Source organism: Ruegeria sp. CH11, assembly GCF_056537105.1.
This window is the reverse complement of the sequence record NZ_JBQFQX010000010.1, coordinates 13,185-28,435: the sequence shown is the minus strand read 5'-3', so window position 1 is coordinate 28,435 and position 15,251 is coordinate 13,185. Positions and strand designations below refer to the sequence as shown.

The following is a 15,251-nucleotide window of genomic DNA, read 5'->3' as shown; positions in this document are numbered from 1 at the left end:
CCTCTTTCGGACCCTGTGGATAGTTTTAGGGATAAATCTGGCCCGTGCAACCCAATTCTTAGCTGGTCGGCGCCCCCGGACAGTTTAAACCCTCGGTCGAGACGCGGCGAATTTCCTGAATTTCCGCACTGTCGAATCTGGACAGCCGCACCATTAGCCTGCCCTCATGCTCGAACGGCCACCAACAGACCGGCAAACCGTCCGGATCATTGTCGTAAAGGAAACAAACCTGACCATCGGGTGTTGTGATCCGACCATAAACGCAGTCCTCTCCCTGCTGTCGCCAGACCGAAAGCGTTGTACTCAGAAACTGTTCGGTACCGACCAGCTCGCCGCTGTGTATCTCATGAAAGTCGACCGTCTTGCCCTGAAGGGCGGCCAGAAACGCCTCGGGTGAGATACGGGTCTGAGCAAGGGCAGCTGTTGATCCAAGAGCACTCGCAATGGCCATCACAGCCGTGGCGGCGACCTTACCAATTGTCACGGAACCAGCGCACCGCCCGCTTGAAAGGTCGTGCGGAATAGGTATCGACCGGGATCTCGAAATCCCACCACTCATCCTGCGGATGCGCCGCGAACAGACTGAGACCAACGGCTGACGAAAAGCCAGGCCCAGTGGCCGACTGCGGTAGGCCATGAACGCGTAGTGGGCGGCCCAAGCGCACACGTTGGCCCAGAATGCGTGTGGCCAGCCCGTCGAGCCCCATGATCTGACTACCGCCCCCTGTCAGAACGATCTGCTGGCTGGGCAAATGATCAAAGCCTGCGGCGTCGAGACGAGTTCTGACCTCTTCAAGTATTTCCTCGACGCGGGGGCGCATGATGCCGATCAGCTCGGCCCGGCTGACGGTCCGGCGGTCATGTTCCCAGTCGCCGGTATCCCCGCCAATATCGATCAGGTCGCGATCGTCGGCTCCGGTTGCGTGGACACCTCCGTTAAAGGTCTTGATCCGTTCCGCCACGGCAGCAGGCACACCCAGACCCATCGAGATATCGCTGGTCACGTGATCACCGCCCATCTTGACGCAATCGGCGTAGATCATGTGCTTCTTCATGAAGATCGACACGCTGGTCGTGCCGCCGCCCATGTCGATACAGGCCGCGCCCAGTTCCTGTTCGTCTTCCACCAGCGCCGAGATACCCGACACATAGGCCGAGTTCGCGATCCCCGCCAATTCGAGATCGCAGCGTTTGATGCAACGCACGATGTTCTGGATTGCGGCTGCATCGACCGTCAGCATATGCATGTCGACCGCCAGCGACTGACCCAGCTGCCCGCGCGGATCAATCAGACCCGAGCGGTTGTCGAGTGCAAAGTTCACCGGTTGCGCGTGCAATACATCTCGGCCAGCACCATAATCCGGCACGTCGCAGGCGTTCAGCACCCGGCCAACCTCTGCCTCGGTGACCAGTTGACCTTCTAGTTCGACCTGTGCATCCAATCCGTATGAGCGCGGGTTGGCACCCGAGAAACAGGCGATCACGTGATCGACGCGAATGTCGGCCATTTTCTGCGCCGCCTGCAACGCCGTGCGGATCGCACGTTCGGTTTCCTGCATTGCCGTGACTTCGCCAAACTGCACCCCGCGTGAACGCGTCGTGGCTGCGCCGATCACACGAAAGCCGGTCTGACCTGCCATGGAGCCGATCGCGTTATCCTCGCTCAGCCTGCCGGTGCCATCAAAGCGCAGGACCAGACAGGCAATCTTGGAACTGCCCACGTCCAGAATGGCGACAACGCCCCGCTGCATCGCTTGCCTGCGCATCTGCCGCATTGCCCGTTGGGACTGATAAAGATCGGTCATCATGGTCTTACTGCCCGTCACTTGCTGTAACTTTTGTGTTCCACCAGATGTCACTGGCGGTTTTGTTCATTCTGATTGTCGGTCGTTGCCCGAGTCGCATGTCCACCGCGGCAACATCGCGTTCAAGCAGGTCCTGCACTTCGTTGACTGCGAGAACATGCTCCAACGCCCGCACCGGGCGTTCGGTCGGCAGCATGATGCGCTGGCTGCGGTCCAGAACCAGGTCCCAACGCCGCTCGCCAACTCGGACAAGGCCACGCACGCGCTCACCCAGGCTGCGCGCCGTTGTCAGGATTTCCAACGCTTCGGGCACGTGCCGGTCCGCCCCCCTTCCCGCGATCAGAGGCAATTCGGCGTGATTGGCGCGCGCGGCGATCTGATCCACATGGGCACCGGTTTCGTCCAGCAGTTCGATCCCGTCACGGTTCCGCCAGACGATGACCGGCTGGCGCTCTACCACATCCACCTGAAGGATGCCGCCGGGGCGAATACGTACGGTCGCCGATTTTACCGGATCAAGCCCGGTGATCGTGTCGCGGATTCGCTCGACGTCCAGATCCCAGGAACTGAGAGGGAAATCCAACGGCACGACTTCGCGGATATCCTCGGATAGCCCTGTCCCTGCCCCATCGATCGCCATCAGATTGACCATGAATTCCGGCCGTTCCTGAATTGAGGTCTTGATGCTTGCGATATAGGTGCTGACCGCCTCACGGCGGTCTTCCGAAGCAAAATAGCCGCCGACAGCGCCGAGGACCGCGAGCACCGGCAAGCCAATCCTCAGTCCGCGCCGAATGCCTGGCGTCAGCATCCAGCGCTGAAGGCGGTAGCTGAGGCGCGATGGCGCGGGATCGGACAGGCGCGATCGGCCAAATAGCCGCGCGCCGCGTAGGCGCAGTTTGGGCTCGGGCCTTGGCTCGGGTCGTGGCGCAGAAGCGAAATCCGCATCCGGCCCCGCAACGGCTTTGGTCCGGTGAATAACCGGTGCGCGGGTGGCGGTCAGCGGTCGCATGAGGCGTCCTCCACCATCCAGGCGCAGAGCTGGCCGAAGGTCATGCCAATATGCGCGGCCTGTTCCGGCACAAGCGAGGTCGGGGTCATTCCCGGCTGCGTGTTGGTTTCCAGCAGGAACAACCCGTCCGCACCAAGACTGTCATCCCAGCGATAATCGGTTCGGCTGACGCCTTTGCATCCCAGCGCATTGTGGGCCTTCAGCGCGTAGTCCATGCAGCGGTCAAAGATATCCTGCGGGATGTCTGCCGGTAGCACGTGCCACGATCCGCCGGGTTTGTACTTGGCGTCGTAGTCGTACCAGCCGCCATCGGTCATGATCTCGGTCACGGTCAATGCGCGGTCGCCCATCACTGTCACGGTCAGTTCGCGGCCTGCCACGTATTTCTCGACCATGATGTGCTCGGGCATGTCCTCGGACAGCTGCGGCGGGCCGTTGGCGTTCTCGTGGACGATATAGATGCCGACGCTGGAACCCTCGTTGTTGGGCTTGGCCACATAGGGCGGCTCCATCACGTGGACCTCGACCACCTCAATCTTGGGCACGATCACGCTGGGCACAATGGGCAGGCCCTCGGCCTGATAGACCTCTTTGCTGCGCTGCTTGTCCATCGCCAAAGCCGAGGCCAGAACGCCGGAATGCGTGTAGGGAATGCGCACCCATTCCAGCAGGCCCTGCACACAGCCATCTTCGCCCCAACGGCCATGCAGGGCGTTGAAAACCACATCCGGCTTGATGTCCAAAAGGCGCGCATAGAGGTCGGGACCTGCGTCCAGCTCGACCACTTCAAAGCCTTCTCCCACAAGGGCGGCCGCGCATTCGCGCCCAGAGCTGAGAGACACCTCGCGTTCAGCCGAGGGGCCGCCCATCAATACCGCCACTTTGGGGTTTGTCCTGCTCGACATACCCAATGTGCGCCTCAATGTCCCCGGACCTTATGTGGTGGTCCGTACTGCGTTTATGCCTTTGATCCGTCGCCTGAATTTGCCTGTTTTGGTCTGACGGTCGGGGCTTTATTCTTTCAGCGGATCGCCGACCCGCATGATTTCCCACTCTAGCGTGATGCCGCTTGTTTCGTAAACCTTTTTTCGCACATCTTCACCCAGACCTTCGAGGTCTGCGGCGGTGGCGTGGCCGGTGTTGATCAGGAAATTCGAGTGCTTCGGGCTCATCTGGGCACCGCCCTTTGTCGCACCGCGCATCCCGGCATCGTCGATCACTTTCCACGCCTTGAGGTCATGGGTATCGTCTGCCTTGCCGGTCGACGAGAACCCAGCGGGGTTTCGGAAGGTCGACCCGGCGCTGCGGTCCTTGGTAGGTTGGGTCTCGTCACGTTTCTTAAGTTGCGCTTCCATGCGGGCATGCAGCGCGGCGGGGTCGCCACTGGGTCCTTGGAACGTAGCCGAGATCAGCACCGCGCCTTCGGGCACATCGGACTGGCGATAGCGGAAGTTGAGGTCTTGGGGTGAGAGGTCTTTGATCTCTCCGCCTCGTGTGACGATGGTGGCCTTTTGCAGAACGTCTGCGGTGTAGCTGCCATAGCAGCCCGCATTCATCCGCACGGCTCCACCGACAGAGCCCGGAATTGTGCGCAGAAATGTCAGGTCGACGCCTGCATCTGCCGCCTTGCGCGCAACATGGGCGTCCAGCGCGGCGGCCCCTGCGGTGACGGAATTGCCTTCAACAGATATCCCGTTAAACCCGCGCCCAAGCCGGATCACAACGGCGCGCAGCCCCCCATCGCGCACAATGAGGTTCGAGCCGACGCCGATGGGGAACACCGCGAAATTGGCAGGCAAGTCGCGTAGGAAAGTCTGCAAATCTTCGGTGTCAGCCGGTTGAAACAGATAATCCGCCGGACCCCCGACGCGGAGCCACGTCAGGTCGTTCAGGGAACGATTTTCGGTTAGTTTGCCGCGAGGGATAGGAAGGGTGTCCATGGGGGCTAGATCGCGGATTTGAGGAAACATGGCAAGGTCTCAAACACGTTTGCGCAACCACCGCCCCAAGTAAATCACCGGCCAACGCAGGACAGACATGCCGGCCGCCAGCACGACCAGCCCGATCCAGGGGCCGTTTTCGTAGGTGACATAGCCCAGAATGGGCACGCCCACGGCGATCAGGACATAGGCTCGGGTCCAGTGGTTGTCTTTACTGGGGATCATCGCCAGCACATTGGCGATCAATCCCCACAACCCGGCCAAGGCGATAGACCAGCTCATTCCTGCACCTCGCGCCCGGTCCATTTACGCCAATAGTAGCGGATCGGGTTTCGGAACATTGACACGAATCCTCCGAGTGCGAGGACTGCGATGAACCATCCAAAATCATATCCCAGCCAGACGATCAGCACAGGTGCGCAGATCAGCAGGGTGATGCCCGGCGGAAACTGCAAGCGCATCGGCAGCATGGCCACGATTGTAGCGCAGATGACCCAAAGGGCGGACAGGACGACGGACAAATACATATGCGCTTCTGACACCGTCATTGCGGCTAAAATATGGTTTCGAGCATCAGGGCGTCACGCCCTGTTGAGTGGCCGCGTCAAACAGCCACTTTCCTTTGCAATCTTTCCGGCAACCCGTTGGCCCAAGCGCTGATCGTACCGGCCCCCAAACACACGACCATGTCACCGGGGCGGGCCTGTTCGCGGACAAGGCGTTCTAGGTCGCCTTCGTCCAGAATGGCGCGCGCGTGGCGGTGGCCGTGACGGATCAGCCCTTGCACCAAAGCGTCGCGGTCGGCCCCTTCGATCGGGTCTTCACCTGCGGCAAAGACCTCGGCGATGGCAACGACGTCGGCGTCGTTGAAACAGGTGCAGAAATCGTCGAACAGATCGGACAGGCGGGAAAAGCGGTGCGGCTGGTGGACGGCGATCACCCGCCCCTCGGTCGCCTGACGGGCTGCTTTCAGGACTGCGGCGATTTCAACGGGGTGGTGGCCGTAATCGTCGATAATGGTCACCCCATCAACTTCGCCGACCTTGGTAAAGCGGCGGTTGACGCCGCCAAAATTGGCCAGCGCATCGCGGATTTCGCTGGCTTTCATGCCCAGATGGCGGGCCACGGCCACAGCGCTCAGCGCGTTCGAGACATTGTGGTCACCGGGCATCGGCAGGGTGCAGCCCTCGATTACCTTGTCTTCGTATTGCAGGTGAATGTCGAAATGCGCGATGCCGCCTTTATAGGTCAGGTTCTCGGCCCGCACATCAGCTTGCGCGTTGAACCCATAGGTGCGCACACGGCGGTCCGAGATACGCCCTACCAGCGTCTGCACCTCGGCGTGGTCGGTACAGCAGACGGCCAGTCCGTAGAAGGGCAGGTTCGAGACGAACTCGTAAAAGCCGTCGCGCAACGTGTCGAAGTCACCCCAATGCTCCATATGCTCGGGGTCGATATTGGTGACGATAGCAATCGTCGCGGGCAGGCGGTTGAAGGAACCGTCGCTCTCGTCGGCCTCGACCACCATCCATTCGCCCTGCCCCATGCGGGCATTCGAGCCATAGGCGTGGATGATGCCGCCATTGATGACGGTTGGATCGAAATCACCGGCCACCATCAATTCGGCCATCATGGTGGTGGTGGTGGTCTTGCCGTGGGTTCCCGCGATCGCGATGTTCGAGCGCAGGCGCATCAGCTCGGCCAGCATATCGGCGCGGCGCACCACCGGCAGACCTTGCGCACGCGCCTCGTCCAGTTCCGGGTTGCCCGGTTTGATCGCAGTCGAAACCACGACAACGGCAGCGTTCTTCAAGTTCTCGGCACGCTGGCCTTCGAAAATCTCGGCCCCCAACGCGGCCAGACGGTCGGTGATCTTTGACGCCTTCAGGTCCGAGCCTTGGACACGGTAGCCCAGGTTCAGAAGCACCTCGGCGATGCCTGACATCCCGATTCCGCCGATGCCGACAAAGTGGATCGGCCCAACGTCCTGCGGCAGTTTGGTTGCTGGATTCATGAGGTCTCCTTCTGCGCCAGTTGCTCGACAAGGGCTGTCAGACGCTCGGTTGCGTCCGGCGCCCCAACCGATAGCGCGGCATGGGCCATATGTTGTGCGGCTTCGGGGTTGGTGAGAACCGTGGTCATTTGCTCGGTCAACGCGGGAACGTCAAGGGCATTTTCGGGGATCATGATCGCACCACCGGCCTGAACCAGTCCGCGCGCATTGGCAGTCTGGTGATCGCCTGCGGCGGCGGCAAACGGGATCAGGATCGACGGTCGCCCGATGACCGAGATGTCCGCCACGCTCGAGGCCCCGGAACGTGAAATGACAAGCTGTGCATCAGACATGCGCCGAGGGACGTCATCGAAGAAGGATTGAACGTCTGCACGGATGCCGTGGTCGGCGTAAAACGCATTGACCCTTTCTGCGTCCTCATCACGGGCCTGATGCGCGACGCGGATGAAGCCGCGCAGGTGTTCGGGCAGCGCTGCAATTGCCCCCGGCACCATGTCGCTGAGGATACGCGCGCCCTGAGAGCCGCCCATCACAAGGACGGACATCGGGTAATCTCCGGGCGGAATGTAAGGCGCGGCGGCGCGGTCCAACACGGCGGCGCGGACCGGGTTTCCAGTGTGAATGCCTTGCGCGCCTTCCGGCAGATCGGTTGGCCAGACACCGCAGGCCACATGCGCCACGCGGGTGGCAAACACCTTGTTAACGCGGCCCAAAACTCCGTTCTGTTCGTGGATCATGCGCGGAATCTTCAACAGCGTCGCTGCGCCCAAAGCCGGAATCGAAGGATACCCACCAAAGCCCACCACCACGTCCGGCTTGTCGCGCATCATCTGCGCGGCCATTCCTGTGACACCAGCTGCGATCTTGGGCCCGACCAGCACCTTGGCCGCGAGGCCGCCACGGGCGAAAGTTGCCGAGGAGGCCTGAACGATGTCTACACCTTCGGGGAAGGCTCCGGTATAGCGCGCACCACGCGGGTCGGTGGACAGGCGTACCCGCCAGCCTTTGTGCAGCATCGCCTCGGCCAGAGCCTGCGCCGGGAACATATGCCCCCCGGTGCCGCCAGCCGCGATCAGAAGGTAGGGTTTGCCCATCAGCCTCGTCCGCGCAGAATTTCGCCAAGCCCGCCCTGCGGGCGGCTACGGGTGAAGGCCAGCAGCATGCCGACAGCAATACCACCCGCGATCAGAGAGGATCCGCCATAGCTGACAAATGGCAGCGTCATGCCTTTGGCGGGCAGCAGGCGGACCGCAACGCCCATGTTGATCATTGCCTGAACACCGAACATGCACGCCAGACCGCTGCCAGCCAGACGGATGAAAACGTCGCGTTCGCGCATCAGACGCAGCAGCGAACGCACAACGATGATCGAATAGAGCGCAATGATGATCAGCACCAGGATCAGGCCATATTCCTCGGCGGCCACGGCGATGATGAAATCCGTATGCGCGTCAGGCAGAGACCATTTCACCTGTCCTTCGCCAACACCAACACCGAACAGGCCGCCTTCGCGGATAGCGTTGGTCGCATAGCCAAGCTGAGTGGTCGGATCGACCTCTTGGTTGAGGAAGCCGTCGATCCGGCGTGCGAAATGCTCTGAGTTCGAATAGGCAAACATCCCGCCCAAGACAACGACACCAGCCATCCCGACCAGTAACAACATGGGTGCGCCGGCCACAAAATACATCACGCCCCAGCCAAACAGGATCAGGCAGGCCTGACCGAAATCGGGCTGCATCACCAGCATGCCAACAATGGCCATGCACAAAGCAAAGGACCACAGCCGCCCCGGCGGACCGTTGATTTCTTGCGAAGCGGCCAATAGCCAAGCGGCCACGACCACGAAACCCGGCTTAAGGAACTCGGATGGTTGTAGCGAGGCAAAGCCCAGCGAATACCACCGAACCGCACCCTTGCCGAAATCAGTGCCGAATACCGGCAGGAATGCCAGCGCCACGAAGGCCCCCAGAAACCCCAGCACCGCCAGGCGCCGCACCAAAATGGGGGACATCATTGAGGTCAGCAGCATCGCAACCAGAGCCAGTCCACCGAAAAGCGCCTGCCGTTCGACATAGTGGAACGGATCAAACCCGTTGCGCCCTGCCAGCGGCGGGGAAGAGGCCAGCCCCAGCAACAACCCGATGACAAACAGGATCAGAACGCAGGACATGCTCCAGCGATCAATCGTTCGCCACCACTTTGGAAGAATCGGTTCGCCGCGCTGGTTCTGGACCGCGCCATACACCATCTCAGTCATGAGATACCGCCACTATCTGCCTCGTTAACGCCCCGTTTTCGGGGTCTGATTGAGACTCTACAGGGAAATTTGCATTTGGGCTAGCGGAATGACGGGTGCGGGGGGATTTCGCGCACGCGTTGCGAAACGCGCAGACCTTACCGCAATTGACACTTTGGACGAGCGAATAGCTTACTGAACGTCAGACAATGAATGCGGAAGTCATCAGGTAATGTATGTCAGGTTTGTGTGTCAGGACGCCGTTGCCGGCATGGCAGCCCGCAGCGGATTTTTCTGCGCCGCCTACGATCTTCGCGATCTGGAAACGCTGGACCAATATTCCTATGCGCGTCTCGAGGACCTGCTGGACTGGTTTCGCGTACATTTGCCTACTCCGACGCGCTTCAACAGCACCAAGTCCAAGGGTGCATTCCATCGCGAAACCAAAGGGTTGAGCTGGTTCAAACCCGGCGCATCAGAGGCGCTGGACAAATCCTATGAGTTGATCGCTTTGCTGGCGGAAAACGGTTATATCATCGAAACCCTGCGCACCGATCGCGTCGGATACGTCGTCTATGAGGACGACCACCAGATCGTCGCCGAGCCCTTTGCGGATACGCCCAATTGATTTCAGCCGAGCTGTCCGGCTCGCAATTCAGGACAAAAGCGGTTTTCCGTTCTTCTTGTGCCGCGCAACAAGAGAACGCACCTTTCGGCCCTTTGCCGGAACAAGTCGAGCCAACTGCGGCACGTAATCGTCCGCCAGAAGCTCCGGGAACAGGGTATTGATCTCGGCAATTGCCGCCTCTCCGACGGCTTTCAATGCTTCGGGTCCGGTAAACAGGCTTTCTGATGGCGCGCCTTCGGCAAAGACGACCTCATGCCGGTCGAATAGCATATGGTGGTAGGTGACCGCTTCTACGTCATCGCCCACTGTGATACCCGGCAGACCCACAAGCTTATGTGCGGCGATCAGCACCTCGTTCTTGGCAAACATTCTGGCAACGATCGGAGACCGCACCAGCATCCGATGCTGCCGGGACACAAACAACTCGTGCTCGGGCAATCCCTTGCCAAGCGACCCAGGCGCGAACCTGATCGGGCGCAGCTTTGGCTTTATCGCAAGATCAATGCAATCGAGCGTCCGGGATCCGATCCATCGGATCACCTGCGGGCCGTTGTCCAATGTGATGACGGTGTCGCCAACGCTTAGCGTCTCGATCGGTCGACTGCCATCAGGCGTCAGGATTGCTGTACCGGAAACGAAACACGGCACAACGGTGTCGACGTCAATATTCGGCCCGTTGTCGATGATGGCCGTAATCTCGAGCGGCGTATCAAGCGGCGGAATCGGGCCGATAAACGCCATGAAATACCCATCTTCGGAATCCACGCCAATCGAGTTTCCGTCACCGTCAAGGTCATAGTCGAAAAGGGCGATCTGATAGGTATTCGTGCCGTCCGTCACCGAAACCGTGAAATCCCAGAAAATGATCTCGTCGTTAAACGTCTGGGTGGGGTCATTGGCGGTTTCGTTCGAACTGCTATCACCGTCGAACACTGTTCCGTCTGCACCATCCTCGATGGTGATCTGGCTATATGACGAGATTTCAAAAACAGACCCGACAACCGTCGACGAAGCACCCGCGTCCGTCAGAGTACTGTTGCTGCGAAATGCACCATAAATCGTAGTCGGCATTCAGGTGAGACTCCGCCAGACTAAAGTGCCCCTTCCCTAGCGTCAGGGTTGGAGATTGATAGAAATGTTGCCGGAACCGGTCAACTATCGATGATATGCACGCGCATAACTGTGGCCGTGATACATCCAAAGAATACATGCCACCGGCAAGAGATCGCGTGTGGCTTGGCAGAACTCTGGATGGGCAGACCCTGCACGGGCAGCTTCGACTTGCCATCGAGCGCAAACCGCGCCATGGGCTTCGCATGACCTATGACACCATCATACTGGGCGCAGGTGCTGCGGGCATGATGTGCGCCGCCCATTGCGGCGGGCGTGTGCTGGTGATCGACCACGCAAAGGCTGCTGGCGAAAAAATCCGTATCTCGGGTGGCGGGCGTTGCAATTTTACCAATATGTACGCGAGCGCGCAGAACTTCCTGTCGCAGAACCCGCATTTCTGTAAATCCGCGCTGGCGCGCTACACTCAATGGGACTTTGTCGATCTTGTTGGGCGTCACGGTATCGCGTGGCACGAAAAGACTCTGGGGCAGCTCTTCTGCGACGGGTCCTCAAAACAGATCATCCAGATGCTGTTGACCGAAATGGCGCGCGCCGGGGCAGAGTTATGGGTTCAGACCGATGTGAAAGAACTGCGCCGGACCGAAGCCGGATTTGCGTTGGACGTCGATCGCGAAGGGCAGCGGCTGAGCCTGTCTTGCGCCAATCTGGTCCTGGCAACGGGCGGCAAGTCGATACCCAAAATGGGCGCGACCGGGCTGGCTTATGATATTTCTCGCCAGTTTGGCCTGAGTGTCACGGACACGCGCGCGGCGCTGGTTCCGTTCACCTTCTCGGATGGCAAATTCAAGGATCTGTCCGGGGTTTCCCTGCCCGTGCGCCTCTCGAATGACCGCACCAGCTTTGACGAAGCACTGCTGTTCACCCATCGCGGTCTCAGCGGTCCGTCGGTTTTGCAGCTGTCCTCGTACTGGCGCGAGGGCGAGGATATCAGCGTCAATCTGATCCCTGATCTCAACCTGCATGATCTGCTGCGTGATCAGCGCCAGAGCGGTGGTCGTAAGGCCCTGAAAACGGAACTGGCCAGGCATTTGCCTGCTCGGCTGGTCGAGTATCTGAGCCATCAGATCCCGATGCATAGCAATTTGGCCGATCAATCCGACGACGCGTTGAGTGAACTGGTTTCCGCCCTGTCCAACTGGCACCTGACCCCCTCGGGCACCGAAGGGTATCGCACGGCCGAGGTGACACTCGGCGGCATCTCGACCGATGGGCTTTCGTCAAAAACAATGGAGGCCAGGGATGTCCCTGGCCTTTATGTCATTGGCGAAGCGGTGGATGTCACCGGCTGGCTGGGCGGCTACAATTTTCAATGGGCGTGGTCGTCAGGCCACGCCGCTGGAACCGCCATCGCAGGTGGTTAGCCGACGACGTTATAGCCGCGTCCGCGCATGCAATTGCGCACGATGACTTCCTTGTTCTGATTCTTATTGATCACGTCCGCGCCAGCACCGACAAGCGCACCTGCAACCGCTGCGCGGCCCAGATTGTCGCTGCTGTCCTGTACGATTCCAGTGACCGCAGCCGCACCCGCCGCACCGATTGCGGCGTTGCCTGCCGTTGAGCCGTCAACGCTCGCCTGCGATGCGGCAAGCTGCTGGCATTGCAGCAGGTCGTTGTTGTAGTTCGGGCCAACGGGGCCATCAATCACGGGCTGATAGTTCGCACCGGTGTTGGTGCAAGCTCCTACCACAAAGAGGGCAGGAAGGATCAGGGCAAACTTACGGTATGGCATATTCATAACCTCGTAGTGAAATTTTCGGCAGGCAAAACCAAAAGCAATGGCGCGTCAAGCTGATAGGGTCAGAGCCTGACCGAACCGGCGGTCATTTGCAACCGCTGGCCTCTGACAGCCACTTGCGAACCTCGGCCTCGAAATCCTCACCGCGTTTTTCGAAACTGTCATATTGATCGAAACTGGCCGCCGCCGGTGCCAGCAGAATCGTCTCGCCTGATTGCGCGTCAGCCATCGCCTGCGCGACGGCGTCTGCCATCGTGGTGCAGACCACGGTTTCCGCGTCCAACTGCATGGCAAAACGCGCGGCCTCGCGCCCGATCACATAGGCTTTCAGTACATGGTCCGAGGCGTCGTTCACGGCGGCCAGCCCGCCCTCTTTCTCAAGCCCTCCGCAAATCCATCGAATGCTTTGGAAGGCACGCAGAGCTTTAACGGCGCTGTCCACATTGGTCGCCTTCGAGTCGTTGACGTAAGTGACCCCGTCAGCCTCGGCGATGATCTGGCTGCGATGTGGCAGGCCCGGAAAACTGTGCAGTGCGGATTCAATCAATTTCGGAGCCAGCCCCAGCGCACGGCAGGCCGCATAAGCAGAGCAGGCATTTTGGTGATTATGCGCGCCGGGCAACCCCTTAATGCCGCGCAGGTCGATCGAAGCCGCCTGCCGCCCCTTGCGGTATTCCGACAGAAACCCCTTACGTGCAAAGACCTGCCATCCCGGGCCAGTTAGCTTGCGTTCAACAGAGACGCGGATAACACGGTCATCGGCGGGACCTTCGGCCAGCTGTCCTGCCAAAAAGGCGCCTTCGTCCTCGTCAACGCCGATGATGGCTCGGTCCGGTCCCCCCTCGGCAAACAAGCGTCGCTTGGCAGCGAAATAGCCACCCATACCTCCATGCCGGTCCAGATGGTCGGGCGACAGGTTGGTAAAGACCGCGATATCAGGTGTCAGTGCCCGCGCAAGTTCGGTCTGATAGCTGCTGAGCTCAAGAACAACGACAGAACCGTCACCGCCGGGATCAATATCCAGAACCCCACGACCAATGTTCCCGGCAAGCTGCGAGTCCCGCCCAGCCTCGGTCAGAATATGATGAATCAGCGCCGCCGTGGTTGATTTCCCGTTCGACCCGGTCACAGCAATAACACGGGGCGGGGTTTCGAACCGGCCCCAATCCTGGCCGGCAAAGCTGCGAAAGAAGAGGCCAATGTCATTGTCGACGGGCACGCCCGCCTCCAGCGCCGCCAGCACGACAGGGTTCGGCTCAGGATAAAGATGCGGAATCCCGGGCGAAACGATCAACGATGCGACATCCTCCATCGCGCCCTGGCGTTTCAGCTCCGTGCAGGAAAACCCTTCGGCCTCGGCCGTTTCACGCGCCGCTGGGTTGTCATCCCAGCAAACTGTCTCCGCCCCGCCTGCGCGCAGTGCCCGCGCCGTAGCCAGACCGGAACGACCCAATCCCAATACCGCAACTTTCTGCCCAGAAAACCCTTTGACCGGGATCATGCCGCATACCTTCCTGACGTGAATTCCACGCGCACACTGCACCCAAGGAAAACCGAAAGGCAAGGGCGCGATCAGGCTCGCGCGCCTGCGCGCGAGCCGGACCCAACAGGTGCAGGCGGGCCGAAGGCCCTCCGAACCTGGCGGGAGAGCTACCGGACTTTCAGCGTTGCCAGACCGATCATCGCCAGGATCAGAGAGATGATCCAGAACCGGATCACAATCGTCGGCTCGGCCCAACCCTTCTTCTCATAATGGTGATGGATCGGCGCCATCAGGAATACGCGCTTGCCAGTACGTTTGAAGTAAAGAACCTGAATGATCACACTCAGCGCCTCAACCACGAACAGACCGCCGACTACCGCGAGAACCAGCTCGTGCTTGGTGGCAACGGCGATGGCCCCCAATGCGCCGCCCAGCGCGAGCGATCCGGTATCGCCCATGAACACCGCCGCAGGAGGGGCGTTGTACCAAAGGAAACCAAGCCCGCCGCCAAAAAGGGCTGCCGTAAAGATCAGGATCTCTCCGGTCCCCGGCACATAATGCACGTCGAGATATTCGGTGAAGTCGACGCGCCCGACCGCATAGGCAATGATACCCAGCGTTGTGGCCGCAATCATTGCCGGCATGATGGCCAAACCGTCCAGACCATCGGTCAGGTTCACTGCATTTGCCGAACCCACAATGACCACGATGGCGAATGGGATATAGAACAGGCCCAGATTGATCAGAGTGTCCTTGAACACCGGCAGCGCCAACTGGTTCTGCAGATCAGCCGGGTGATGCAACGTTGCCCAAAGCGCGGCCAGAACCGCGATCAGCACACCCAGAGCCAACCGCATCTTGCTGGACACGCCTTTGGTGTTTTGTTTCGACACCTTGGCGTAGTCGTCGGCAAAGCCAATCGCTGCATATGCCAGTGTCACAAACAGGACCATCCATACAAACGGATTGTCCCAGCGCGCCCAGATCAGGGTTGATGTCACCAGCGCGCCGACGATCAGCAGCCCGCCCATGGTGGGGGTTCCGGCCTTGTTCAGATGCCCCTCGGGCCCGTCATCACGGATCGGTTGGCCCTTGCCCTGCTTGCGGCGCAGCACGTTGATCAGGGGTTTGCCAAAGATAAACCCAAAGACCAGCGCCGTCAGAAACGCGCCGCCAGCGCGGAACGTGATGTAGCGAAAGAGGTTGAAAAAGTCCCCTCCGTCCGACAGTGCGGTCAACCAATAGAGCATACCAATACCTT

General features: G+C 60.1%; 16 protein-coding genes. 2 read left to right on the top strand and 14 right to left on the bottom strand.

All coding sequences use genetic code 11. The features are described from left to right. Positions 1 to 58 precede the first annotated feature (58 nt). The 10 genes from ACR0LX_RS15305 to ftsW all read right to left on the bottom strand — a co-directional run bounded on the left by ACR0LX_RS15305 (position 59) and on the right by ftsW (position 9,028). Entirely contained in the window at positions 59 to 484 is a 426-nt protein-coding gene (locus tag ACR0LX_RS15305; RefSeq protein WP_480784453.1) for a hypothetical protein, read from the bottom strand. Then, complete coding sequence (ftsA, locus tag ACR0LX_RS15300) at positions 471 to 1,805, bottom strand: cell division protein FtsA (protein ID WP_480573073.1); 1,335 nt, start codon at positions 1,803 to 1,805, stop codon at positions 471 to 473. Before ftsA ends, ACR0LX_RS15305 begins: the two co-directional genes overlap by 14 nt. A gap of 7 nt (positions 1,806 to 1,812) precedes the next feature. After that, on the bottom strand, positions 1,813 to 2,817 hold the full coding sequence (locus tag ACR0LX_RS15295; protein ID WP_480573069.1) for a cell division protein FtsQ/DivIB: 1,005 nt from the start codon (positions 2,815 to 2,817) through the stop codon (positions 1,813 to 1,815). Continuing rightward, positions 2,805 to 3,722, bottom strand: a complete 918-nt coding sequence (locus tag ACR0LX_RS15290; protein ID WP_480573066.1) for a D-alanine--D-alanine ligase — start codon at positions 3,720 to 3,722, stop codon at positions 2,805 to 2,807. Before ACR0LX_RS15290 ends, ACR0LX_RS15295 begins: the two co-directional genes overlap by 13 nt. A gap of 108 nt (positions 3,723 to 3,830) precedes the next feature. After that, positions 3,831 to 4,757, bottom strand: a complete 927-nt coding sequence (gene murB / locus ACR0LX_RS15285; RefSeq protein ID WP_480784452.1) for a UDP-N-acetylmuramate dehydrogenase — start codon at positions 4,755 to 4,757, stop codon at positions 3,831 to 3,833. A 39-nt stretch (positions 4,758 to 4,796) separates the two neighbouring features. Further along, positions 4,797 to 5,039: a DUF2484 family protein gene (locus ACR0LX_RS15280; RefSeq protein WP_480784451.1), complete on the bottom strand. Its 243-nt coding sequence runs from the start codon at positions 5,037 to 5,039 to the stop codon at positions 4,797 to 4,799. Beyond that, on the bottom strand, positions 5,036 to 5,284 hold the full coding sequence (locus tag ACR0LX_RS15275; protein WP_480784450.1) for a DUF2484 family protein: 249 nt from the start codon (positions 5,282 to 5,284) through the stop codon (positions 5,036 to 5,038). The genes ACR0LX_RS15280 and ACR0LX_RS15275 overlap by 4 nt, the downstream gene beginning before the upstream one ends. Positions 5,285 to 5,361: 77 nt before the next feature. Continuing rightward, positions 5,362 to 6,771 carry a UDP-N-acetylmuramate--L-alanine ligase gene (murC, locus tag ACR0LX_RS15270; protein WP_480784449.1) on the bottom strand — a complete coding sequence of 470 codons (1,410 nt, stop codon included), beginning with the start codon at positions 6,769 to 6,771 and terminating at the stop codon, positions 5,362 to 5,364. Next, complete coding sequence (locus tag ACR0LX_RS15265; RefSeq protein WP_480784448.1) at positions 6,768 to 7,865, bottom strand: UDP-N-acetylglucosamine--N-acetylmuramyl-(pentapeptide) pyrophosphoryl-undecaprenol N-acetylglucosamine transferase; 1,098 nt, start codon at positions 7,863 to 7,865, stop codon at positions 6,768 to 6,770. The genes murC and ACR0LX_RS15265 overlap by 4 nt, the downstream gene beginning before the upstream one ends. Further along, a complete protein-coding gene (ftsW, locus tag ACR0LX_RS15260; RefSeq protein WP_480784447.1) occupies positions 7,865 to 9,028 on the bottom strand; it encodes a putative lipid II flippase FtsW in 1,164 nt (387 codons plus the stop codon). Before ftsW ends, ACR0LX_RS15265 begins: the two co-directional genes overlap by 1 nt. A gap of 211 nt (positions 9,029 to 9,239) precedes the next feature. On the opposite strand from ftsW, the gene ACR0LX_RS15255 reads away from it, so the two are divergent. Continuing rightward, the gene (locus ACR0LX_RS15255; protein ID WP_480784446.1) at positions 9,240 to 9,635 is read left to right on the top strand and encodes a hypothetical protein; all 396 of its coding nucleotides are present in this window, start codon (positions 9,240 to 9,242) and stop codon (positions 9,633 to 9,635) included. Between the two features lie 27 nt (positions 9,636 to 9,662). On the opposite strand, the gene ACR0LX_RS15250 is transcribed toward ACR0LX_RS15255, so the two are convergent. After that, the gene (locus tag ACR0LX_RS15250) at positions 9,663 to 10,706 is read right to left on the bottom strand and encodes a Hint domain-containing protein (protein WP_480784445.1); all 1,044 of its coding nucleotides are present in this window, start codon (positions 10,704 to 10,706) and stop codon (positions 9,663 to 9,665) included. A 245-nt stretch (positions 10,707 to 10,951) separates the two neighbouring features. Between ACR0LX_RS15250 and ACR0LX_RS15245 the strand changes: the two genes are divergently transcribed. Then, on the top strand, positions 10,952 to 12,130 hold the full coding sequence (locus ACR0LX_RS15245; RefSeq protein ID WP_480784547.1) for a BaiN/RdsA family NAD(P)/FAD-dependent oxidoreductase: 1,179 nt from the start codon (positions 10,952 to 10,954) through the stop codon (positions 12,128 to 12,130). On the opposite strand, the gene ACR0LX_RS15240 is transcribed toward ACR0LX_RS15245, so the two are convergent. From ACR0LX_RS15240 to mraY, 3 genes are all read right to left on the bottom strand, one after another. Further along, positions 12,127 to 12,501: a glycine zipper family protein gene (locus tag ACR0LX_RS15240; RefSeq protein WP_480573038.1), complete on the bottom strand. Its 375-nt coding sequence runs from the start codon at positions 12,499 to 12,501 to the stop codon at positions 12,127 to 12,129. The genes ACR0LX_RS15245 and ACR0LX_RS15240 overlap by 4 nt on opposite strands. A gap of 91 nt (positions 12,502 to 12,592) precedes the next feature. Further along, on the bottom strand, positions 12,593 to 14,008 hold the full coding sequence (gene murD, locus ACR0LX_RS15235; RefSeq protein WP_480784444.1) for a UDP-N-acetylmuramoyl-L-alanine--D-glutamate ligase: 1,416 nt from the start codon (positions 14,006 to 14,008) through the stop codon (positions 12,593 to 12,595). Positions 14,009 to 14,157: 149 nt separating this feature from the next. Beyond that, positions 14,158 to 15,240 carry a phospho-N-acetylmuramoyl-pentapeptide-transferase gene (mraY, locus tag ACR0LX_RS15230; RefSeq protein WP_170710236.1) on the bottom strand — a complete coding sequence of 361 codons (1,083 nt, stop codon included), beginning with the start codon at positions 15,238 to 15,240 and terminating at the stop codon, positions 14,158 to 14,160. Between the last annotated feature and the right edge of the window lie 11 nt (positions 15,241 to 15,251).

Excerpts from the sequence above, each read along its gene's own strand:
- ftsA (WP_480573073.1), bottom strand. The coding sequence starts at position 1,805 with ATGACCGATCTTTATCAGTCCCAACGGGCAATGCGGCAGATGCGCAGG.
- ACR0LX_RS15295 (WP_480573069.1), bottom strand. The coding sequence starts at position 2,817 with ATGCGACCGCTGACCGCCACCCGCGCACCGGTTATTCACCGGACCAAA.
- ACR0LX_RS15290 (WP_480573066.1), bottom strand. The coding sequence starts at position 3,722 with ATGTCGAGCAGGACAAACCCCAAAGTGGCGGTATTGATGGGCGGCCCC.
- murB (WP_480784452.1), bottom strand. The coding sequence starts at position 4,757 with ATGGACACCCTTCCTATCCCTCGCGGCAAACTAACCGAAAATCGTTCC.
- ACR0LX_RS15280 (WP_480784451.1), bottom strand. The coding sequence starts at position 5,039 with ATGAGCTGGTCTATCGCCTTGGCCGGGTTGTGGGGATTGATCGCCAAT.
- ACR0LX_RS15275 (WP_480784450.1), bottom strand. The coding sequence starts at position 5,284 with ATGTATTTGTCCGTCGTCCTGTCCGCCCTTTGGGTCATCTGCGCTACA.
- murC (WP_480784449.1), bottom strand. The coding sequence starts at position 6,771 with ATGAATCCAGCAACCAAACTGCCGCAGGACGTTGGGCCGATCCACTTT.
- ACR0LX_RS15265 (WP_480784448.1), bottom strand. The coding sequence starts at position 7,865 with ATGGGCAAACCCTACCTTCTGATCGCGGCTGGCGGCACCGGGGGGCAT.
- ftsW (WP_480784447.1), bottom strand. The coding sequence starts at position 9,028 with ATGACTGAGATGGTGTATGGCGCGGTCCAGAACCAGCGCGGCGAACCG.
- ACR0LX_RS15255 (WP_480784446.1), top strand. The coding sequence starts at position 9,240 with ATGTATGTCAGGTTTGTGTGTCAGGACGCCGTTGCCGGCATGGCAGCC.
- ACR0LX_RS15250 (WP_480784445.1), bottom strand. The coding sequence starts at position 10,706 with ATGCCGACTACGATTTATGGTGCATTTCGCAGCAACAGTACTCTGACG.
- ACR0LX_RS15245 (WP_480784547.1), top strand. The coding sequence starts at position 10,952 with ATGACCTATGACACCATCATACTGGGCGCAGGTGCTGCGGGCATGATG.
- ACR0LX_RS15240 (WP_480573038.1), bottom strand. The coding sequence starts at position 12,501 with ATGCCATACCGTAAGTTTGCCCTGATCCTTCCTGCCCTCTTTGTGGTA.
- murD (WP_480784444.1), bottom strand. The coding sequence starts at position 14,008 with ATGATCCCGGTCAAAGGGTTTTCTGGGCAGAAAGTTGCGGTATTGGGA.
- mraY (WP_170710236.1), bottom strand. The coding sequence starts at position 15,240 with ATGCTCTATTGGTTGACCGCACTGTCGGACGGAGGGGACTTTTTCAAC.